Here is an 8,146-nt window from a genome sequence, read left to right as displayed (position 1 = left end):
GAATAATCTTTCATATCAGGATAATCTTCATTATTATTGTCTTCTGTAGTATCTGCTGTATCTTCTGTTTCCTCTGTTTCTTCTAATACATCGTCTAAATTAGGTATTTCCTCATCTAATTCGCTTTCTAAAGAAGATATATCATCTAATTTTATTACTTCATCATCATCATCTTTTATTAATTCTCCGCCGTCTTCCAATACATCATCTAATTTTATATCTTCAACATCATCTATATTAGGCAGATCAATTTTACTATTTTTTGTTATTTTATCTCTCTTATTCAAATATTGTATGCTATCATTATCTAAATCTTCTATATCGCTGTCATAATCATCTATATCAAATTCTTCATCATTTACAATATTAGCATTAGCATAATTATTTATAGGAGGCTCGCTTTCATCATATATGTTCTCTTCATCATCTTCATATTTTTCAATATTACTGACATTTGCTGATCTTTCCATCAAAGAAGAAGTCAGTAAAAAAATAAAAGATAATGATAAAAGAGCTAATATAATATATTTTAAATATCTCTGAACTATAGGCACGCTTAATTCTAATATACCCACACTAAAATTATCTATACCCTTAACCTTTCCTGAATAAAAAGCAAATGTGCTATTATCAGTTTCAATATTTCCAGAACTTCCTGTATCATTATTCATATATTGTGTTAAGCTGTCTATAGATATGCTGTTAATGTCTATAGAAGGATTATAATAAACTACGCCGTTAGGAAGAACTGCAAAGTTTAAATTGTATGAAGTATTTTCAAATATTTTTTTAAATACGCTTGCCGCTATATAGCCTACTTCTATTCCTCTGTCATTTTTTATAGGCTTTACAAAATATACGCCGTCATAATCCTTATCGAAAAATGCAATAGCCTTAGATTTCTTATAATTCTCCAAATCGGCAGGCTTGGTTTTTGCAGGAGAAGAAAATACAGGCTTGCCGTCAGCCAAATACAATGCCACAGTATCAAAAGGATAATTTCCGCTTCTAAATATAGAGATAATTCTGTCTCTCTCAGCTTCATCTATGCCGTTTAATATAACCTGCTGTAATAGGTTTATAAAAGGATAGCTATCAACTATCTTATTAAGTCTTTCATCATAATCCTTTACAAGATTTACTATGCTATTCTGACATATCAAAGCATTTCTATCAAGCTTTTTTGTATCAACATCAAAAGCATCTTTTTTAAGCCCAAATACAAATGTAATAAATAAAGCCAAAACTATTAAATTTATTAATATAGATACATATACAAAGATAGATATCTTATTATGTTTGTCAGACATATAATCACCTCTAAACAACTATTATTTTTTTGTTATGCTTTTTCTAGCATCTTCTTCCGCTTTATTTATTATAGAAGAAAGCATTTTATCAAAAGCTGCAAATACATCATCTGCCCTTGAATTATCAGATGTTTTTATTTCTGTTTTTTCAGAATCATTTTCTTTTTTCATTCTTATATTATCGAGAGCTTTATTGTATGAATTTAATATATCCGCACTAATATTATGAGAATCATTATTTATATAATCAGTTTCTTTTTTGATTTCAAATAATAAATTATTATCTTTTTCATTATTATTTTTAGAAGCTGATAATAAATCATTTTTTACTATTTTTCTATTAAATTCATTATTTATTTTTAAATCATTTTCATTAACAGTTTTAAATGTATTATTTACTGATATATTATTTAATTGTTCATCTGATATAGACATAAACTCTTTTATATTATCATCTTTCATATTTTCTGCATCATCTTCAATATTATCTGATAATATCAATGCATTATCAGATGAATTTGTATTTTCATCACTATTATATATTTCATTATTACTATATATATCCTCTATATCCCCTATATCAAATGTTTCTTCAATAGCTCTCTCATATTCTTCATGCAAATCTCTTTTTATAGAGGCGAATGCATTTTCTATATCATAGTCTATTATTTCATTATTATTATTTTCATTTATTGATATACTATCATTATTTTCTATTAATACAGATTCATCATTTTTTGTATCTTTTGCTGCTGTTATACTTTCTTCTACTGTTGTTATATTTTCTGATATACTATCAGTATTCTCAGCATTTTCAGAATATTCTTTTGAATCTTCTGCAATATCTTCCTTTGAAATTGAAAATCTATTTTTACACATATTTATCTCTTCTTTTATAGAAGACACTATATTTAATATATCATTGCCTATATTAAATTTATTATCATCTTTTTTAGAAGTATTATTTTCTTTTAAATATTCATCAGGCACTTTATAATGTACTTTTTGAATAATCGGAGGCATATCCTCAATAATATTTGATTTAGGAAGTTTGGTATTAACTATGCTTTTACTTATAAGCTCATCGCTTCCCCTTACGCTTTCAACATAATTTCTATTTCTCTTAATCTGCATAAGATATTTAAAGAAATTAACTAAAGCTTTAATCAATAACTGACAAGCCAATATCAAAAGTGCAGTTAAAGCAAGTACTATAAGTTCAAAATAATTAGGATATTCCTTGCCTATCATAGAAACCGAAAGAGAATCATTAACCATAAAGCTAGGCTGTTTTTTATAATATGCATATTTATTTATAAGACTTGAAACTTTTTCTATATTATTGTCTCCAACGGCATCTCTTACATTATAAACAGAATTTCTAGCATCGCTTACATAAAGTCTTTTATCAGCAACCTGATAATACATAGCAATATCAGATACATAAGCATAATCATTTCTAGTTGCAGCTATTATTTCTCCATGTGAATTTTTAATATATTCCATTATATAAAAAGCATTTTCATTAGTAGCATTTAAAACCAAAGAGCCTTTATTTTTTATTTCATTTATTAGATTATCATGCAGTTCTAGGGGCCAAGATTTATTTCTTGATAAATATAAATTAAAAAGCATTTTGCCGTTTATATTAAAAATAGTCATTCCCCTTAAATAAGGATTTTCAACTGTCATTTTATAATAACTATTTTTATATTTTTCCAACTCTTTTTTGACAGGTATATTATTAGGATCAAAATCTTTTAAAGAATCAGCCGCCTGATACATATTATATCCCACATAATCAGATATAGACTGAGTTATTAAATTAACCTGATATTCAGATACGCTGTTTCTTTTTATTTTCATTTTTACCGCTATTTTATCCATTTTCTGCATCATCATATCTAAATAATCATTTATAAATATAGCTATAGAATTATTTTCAGGCAGTATAGTATTGCTTGCAGCACGGGCGAACATAGCTGCTATAAAAATGATGAGAAAAGATATCATCAAACTTAAAACTGTTTTCATTATTTTTTGCTTTTTATTTTCATTCATAATATTTAGCCTTTGAATAATAATTATCTTAATAAAAAGATATAAAAAACTATTATTAGTTATCGGCTAAAGTGAATTTTACTTGAAATGTTTTATTATTGGAATGAATTGCTTGAATTATAAAAAAGCTCCGCTGAGCCGTACACGACATAAATGTGCCTGAGCTTTCGCGTCAGGTGGGCTCCTAAGAAACATGACCTTGATTTCTCAAAACCGTATCGCGATAACGGCGAGCCTATCATTAATGCTTCACTCTAGATCCCTTATGCATTAATTTATACCGGCACAAGAATGTACAATCGCTTAACGAGAACAGCAGAGTTATTACAATATAAATTCTTTTTTATTATTTGTCAATACTGTAATTATAAATTAACATAATATTTTATAAAAATTATAATATTACTTGACAAACATTTCATCAAAAATATAATAATAAAATAATTTTTGTAAAGGTATGTTCTCTATGATTAAGAATATTATATCGGATATAGGTAATGTATTATATCAGTTTGATGTGAATGGATTTATTGATAAAAATATAGATGATGAAGATAAAAAACAGTTTTTAGAAAATACTTTTGAAAATAAAAATTGGCATCTTATGGATAAAGGAGATTTAGCATTTGAAGATGCTAGAAAATTATTTATAAAAACTAATACTAAATATGAAAAAATTATAAATGACTTATTTGACAGTGCTTTAACATTATGTCTTAATAAAAATAAAAATAATATTTCATTATTAGAAGAATATAAAAATAAAGGCTATGATATATACTATCTTTCAAATATGCCGTCAGAAACATTTGAAAAACTGATAAAAGAAACAGACTTTTTTAATGATGTATGTATCGGAGGAGTTGTTTCAGCACATATAAATATGATTAAGCCTAATAAAGATATATATGAGTATTTTCTAAAAAAATTCGATTTAAAAGCAGAAGAATGTCTTTTTATAGATGATAATATAAATAATGTTAATACAGCTATAGAAATAGGAATAAATGCTGTACAGTTAAAAAAAATAGATGATATGAAAATTATATTAAAAGATATACTTAAAAAATAATTATTATGAATATAATTAAAAAATTGATTTTAAAAATAAAAACAAGATATAGTATATTATTTCCAAGTTTTATAGTTATAGTTATAAACTTAATAGCAGCTATTTGGACAAGCAGTTTTATATATGAGCCTAATATCACTAATAAGTTTTATATGTTTTCTATAATGTTCTTTCCGTTTACGAGTATTGTTATAGGAATAATTATTATAATCAAATTTATTGCCGATGCTATAATGAAAAAAGAAGGTTCTCATTTAAAATTGGTGATAGTATTTATAATCGGACTTATGACAGTTATTCCAAGCATATTTATAAGTAAAATATCTACATATATAATAAAAACAAATTTAAATTTATTTTTGAATCAGAATATTAACAGCTCAATAGAATATATAATTGATATTTCAAATGAAGAAATAACAGATAAGCAGAAATTTATGTCTGACACTATTGAAAAATTAGGTATAAGATATTTCAATAATTTATTTCATAGCTTGCAAATAGGCAGTATGAATTCTGATGATATAAGAAAAATATTAAAAGATTCGCATTATTTTAAGAATATAGTTTTTATATCTAATTCATACAGCGGAAATGATATAATATTCTTTAATTTGGCGAACTATATACCTCTTAATATTAATTATAAATTAAATAATACAAATACAATATTTATAAACAGCGAATATAATGAATCATTTTATGTAAATGCCATTATACCATTATCATATAGTAATAATTATGCCGTATGGTCTGAAGCTATGCCGAAAAATTATATAGATATTAGAGATAATGCTTTAGAAGCATTTAGAATATACAATTCTGTAAATATATTCACAAATGAATTTTCTATTATACTTAATCTTATATATATATTTGTGCTTGGAATATCCGTTTTTTTCTCTATAATATTTGGAATAGCTTTGTCAAGGCTTATAACAAGACCTATAAGTTTAATACTCAATGCTACGAATTCTATAACAAATGCTGATTTTAATATAGATATGAAACTTGGCGGAGTTCATGATATGCGAAATCTCATACATAGATTTAATATAATGGCTAGGGCATTAAAATATCATAGGGACAGAGAGAATACTAGATCAAGATTGGAAACTTGGAGGGAAGCTGCTATTAAAGTAGCACATGAAATAAAAAATCCGCTTATGCCTATAATAATGAATGCTGAACTTATAGATAGTAAAATATCTGAAAATATGACGGATAATGATGTTCAAAAAATTAAAAAATCTGCAAAACTTATAATAAAAAATGCCGATGCCATTGCTAATTTGACTAAATCTTTTTCTGAATTTTCATTTTCTATAAAATTATCAGATGATAAGCAGTCTTTGAATAAAACTTTACTAGAAGTTTTAGAATCTTTCAAAAATACAGGCGATACGAAATTTTATGTAGCTTTAAGCAAGCATGACTATTTCATAAATATGGACAGAGAAAAATTGATGATGGCTTTTAGAAATTTAATAAAAAATTCTATAGAAGCTATGGAAAAACTAGAAAACTCTATTATTTATATATCATCATATCATGAAATTATAGATTTAAATGAATTTTTTGTAATAAGCATCACAGATACAGGAATTGGTATAGAAAAGAGTAATCTAAATAAAATATTTGAGCCGTATTTCACTTCAAAGGAAAAAGGAACAGGAATAGGACTTTCAACTGTAGAAAAAATAATATCAGAACATAATGGAACTATAGATGTGGAATCTATAATTAATGAAGGAACTACATTTTTTATAAAATTTATGATTAAGCTATAAAGATATTATTTTTTCTGCCAATTTTTTAATATTAGACTGATATTTTATGCATATTATATTATGTTTTTCTGCTTCTTTTTCTAAATCTGCAGCTATATTTTCATACAAAAAGTATATTGTAAGTTCATCAAAATTAGGAAGTTTTTTGAGTTCTGAAATAAATTCTATAACATTAATCCAAGCGATATTAGGATTAAATATTAGTATTTTTATATCATATTTATATATTTTACTTATAAGTTCATATAAATTATTCGCTATAAACACATTCACAGATGAACTTTCTAAAGCAGCTTTAAGTTTATTTAATCTGTTACCATCATCGTCTATTATTATAGCTGAGTAATTCATAGGGCACACTCATTTATAGAAATTTATATATGCCGAGAGAGGGACTCGAACCCTCACTGAGTTGCCTCAGGCAGATTTTGAGTCTGCTGCGTCTGCCAATTTCGCCATCTCGGCAGTATGTATTTATCAAAACATATTATAGTATTTTTTTTAATAGCCTAAATTATAAATTATTGTAAAGAAAAATCAAGTATTATGTTATATATTTTTTCTTTTTTTATAGTTATATGTTTTATTTATTGTAAAATATGATAAAATAGCCGTAAAATGAGGATTGATTATGAAGATTACATTAGATATGTCAGTATCGAAGCTGCTTGATGCTTTTGACAGAGAATTCGGAATATCATTAGGAATATATAAGGGTGCTCATAAATCTGACAATATTAAACTATTTGAAATAGCAGATCCTAGAAAAAATCAAAAAGCTTTTATAGTTATAAATAAAGATACCAGTGTAGAAAGTGCCGAAGCTATGTTTAGAAATACATTCGGAATAAGAGTTCAGGTAAAGGATAAAAATGGAAATACAGTAAGTCATGAAAGTACATTAGGCGGAATAAGAAAATTAGACAGGGGTTTTATTGATAATAATGAAAATGATGATATTAATTTTATAGAAGATGAAGATGAAGAAAATACAGATGAAGGCAATAAAAAGAAGAAAAATAAAAAAGCATATTTTTTTAAGCCTAAAATAGTTAAGCATACTGTAGAAGATAAGATAAAGGAAATAGATAAACTCTATTTAGGCTTTCAAAGATCTGAAGGATATAAATCAATGTTAAATCTTTTATCATGCATAGAAGAAGCTAAGTTAGCATATCCTGAATCTAAAGAACTTGTAGATCATATTGAAGAAATAAAAGCAAAATCATTAAATATATCAAATTTAAGCATAAAAAAAAGAAAATTTCTTATATTAGTTCTTATAATAATAACATCTATTTTATCAATTATAGGAATAGGTACTTGGGGATACAGTTTATACGGCAAAATAAAAAAAGACAAAGAAGCTGACAGTATTATTAAGGAAATAGATAGTTTGAGAATGAGAAAAGGCTCATTAATGGAAAGAGGAAATATTTCGGAAGCTAATGCTATAGATGAAAGTATAAACTCAAAATCACAAAGACTTAATAATATTAAAAATGAAACAGGAATATCAATAGCTAATTATTTTATAATAGCTTCATTCTTTTTAGCATTGATATTGGCAATGTTTATATTAAGGCTTAATAAATATAATGTAACATCTATAAGGTTTACTAAATCTTCATAACTATATAACTTTTATTTTTAAATTTCTTATATTATAATATTTGTAGATTCATACAGTGTTTTTTAATAAAATTATATTAAATAGTATTGGTATTATTTGATATTATATAATTAAAAATATTCTGTAGTTTGTATAGGAAAGATTAAATGATATATAAAATGCGTATAAATTTGACATAAAATGCATTATAGTATATAATATATATATGGTTTTTAGTTATAATTCAATTCAATTCAATTCAATTCAATTCAATTCAATTCAATTCAATTCAATTCAATTC

At 25.0% G+C, this 8,146-nt stretch carries 5 protein-coding genes, 1 tRNA gene and 1 pseudogene; 3 read left to right on the top strand and 4 right to left on the bottom strand.

Annotated elements, in window-relative coordinates:
• Both QZ288_RS08505 and QZ288_RS08500 read right to left on the bottom strand, forming a co-directional pair.
• A pseudogene (locus tag QZ288_RS08505) lies at positions 1-1,310 on the bottom strand (AAA family ATPase); the annotation flags it as partial.
• A 21-nt stretch (positions 1,311-1,331) separates the two neighbouring features.
• The gene (locus tag QZ288_RS08500; RefSeq protein ID WP_295157690.1) at positions 1,332-3,371 is read right to left on the bottom strand and encodes a hypothetical protein; all 2,040 of its coding nucleotides are present in this window, start codon (positions 3,369-3,371) and stop codon (positions 1,332-1,334) included.
• A gap of 466 nt (positions 3,372-3,837) precedes the next feature.
• Between QZ288_RS08500 and QZ288_RS08495 the strand changes: the two genes are divergently transcribed.
• Positions 3,838-4,443, top strand: coding sequence for an HAD-IA family hydrolase (locus QZ288_RS08495; RefSeq protein WP_295157687.1), 606 nt, complete (start codon positions 3,838-3,840; stop codon positions 4,441-4,443).
• A gap of 5 nt (positions 4,444-4,448) precedes the next feature.
• On the top strand, positions 4,449-6,233 hold the full coding sequence (locus QZ288_RS08490) for a HAMP domain-containing sensor histidine kinase (protein ID WP_295157685.1): 1,785 nt from the start codon (positions 4,449-4,451) through the stop codon (positions 6,231-6,233).
• Here the strand turns inward: QZ288_RS08490 and QZ288_RS08485 are convergent.
• Positions 6,228-6,584, bottom strand: a complete 357-nt coding sequence (locus QZ288_RS08485) for a response regulator (RefSeq protein ID WP_295157684.1) — start codon at positions 6,582-6,584, stop codon at positions 6,228-6,230. The two genes, QZ288_RS08490 and QZ288_RS08485, sit on opposite strands and share 6 nt — an antisense overlap.
• Before the next feature lie 30 nt (positions 6,585-6,614).
• Positions 6,615-6,698 (bottom strand) — tRNA-Leu (locus QZ288_RS08480).
• A 166-nt stretch (positions 6,699-6,864) separates the two neighbouring features.
• Here QZ288_RS08480 and QZ288_RS08475 point away from each other — a divergent pair.
• Positions 6,865-7,866: a hypothetical protein gene (locus QZ288_RS08475; protein WP_295157682.1), complete on the top strand. Its 1,002-nt coding sequence runs from the start codon at positions 6,865-6,867 to the stop codon at positions 7,864-7,866.
• Positions 7,867-8,146: the final 280 nt, after the last annotated feature.

It is taken from the genome of uncultured Brachyspira sp. (genome assembly GCF_910578695.1).
Taxonomy (GTDB): Bacteria; Spirochaetota; Brachyspiria; order Brachyspirales; family Brachyspiraceae; genus Brachyspira.
The sequence above is the reverse complement of the archived record's forward strand: the minus strand, read 5'-3'. Positions and strand labels throughout refer to the sequence as shown.